Annotated in this window: 1 protein-coding gene; it reads right to left on the bottom strand. The window is 45.0% G+C overall.

Features of this window, described 5'->3' with window-relative positions; all coding sequences use genetic code 11:
* Window positions 1–588: phosphoenolpyruvate carboxykinase (ATP) (locus A3729_RS27970; RefSeq protein WP_156498186.1), on the bottom strand; the 588-nt coding region annotated here is incomplete at its 3' end.
* Window positions 589–738: the final 150 nt, after the last annotated feature.

The following is a 738-nucleotide window of genomic DNA, read 5'->3' as shown; positions in this document are numbered from 1 at the left end:
TACGTCTTTCTCTGGCAACAAGAAGTTCTGAACAGAGAACATTGCTTTCTTCATTTCACCCGCATAACGCATACCTGCAAGCAAAACGCGACGCTTGGCGAAGTTGATGATTACTGTACCGTCACTATTAGTACCGTCACGCTCAGGTACACACTCAAAGCTTGCAACGTTTAGGATTTCCCATTCTTGCTTATCGGCCTGGTTATATTGCTCAGGGCGGATAAACAGATTGCGACCAAACAGGTTCTGCCAAGCAGTTTCTGTTGCAACCTTAACAGGTAGATAGTGATCAGCATCTGCACCCACGTGAAGGTGAGAAAGATAGCTATCTCGCTCAGCCAAATACGCCTCGACTCGTTCCCACAAAGCATCGAACTTTTCAGGGTCGAATGGTCGGTTAATTGGACCCCAGCCGATTGCATCCGAAGTACTCGGCTCATCAACAATATAGCGGTCCATAGGAGAGCGTCCTGTTCTTTTGCCGGTGGTAACGACTAAAGAACCATTAGCAGCCAAGCTGCCTTCTTTGCGCTCAAGTGCGTGCTCTACCAATACGGCTGAGCTTAGATCAACATAAGTGTTACTCACTTCGACCTCACTTGGGTTAAGTTTGACTACGTTTTAGCTTTTTCTAAAACAGAGCCTGGAAAAATTTGGGGCGCCATTATGCCAAATTGTTGTACAAAAAACGACTAAATTTAGAAGCAAGTCATTTTTGTTCACTTTAAAACATGCAAA

Source organism: Oleiphilus sp. HI0043 (assembly GCF_001634935.1).
This window is presented reverse-complemented; position numbering and strand designations above follow the sequence as displayed.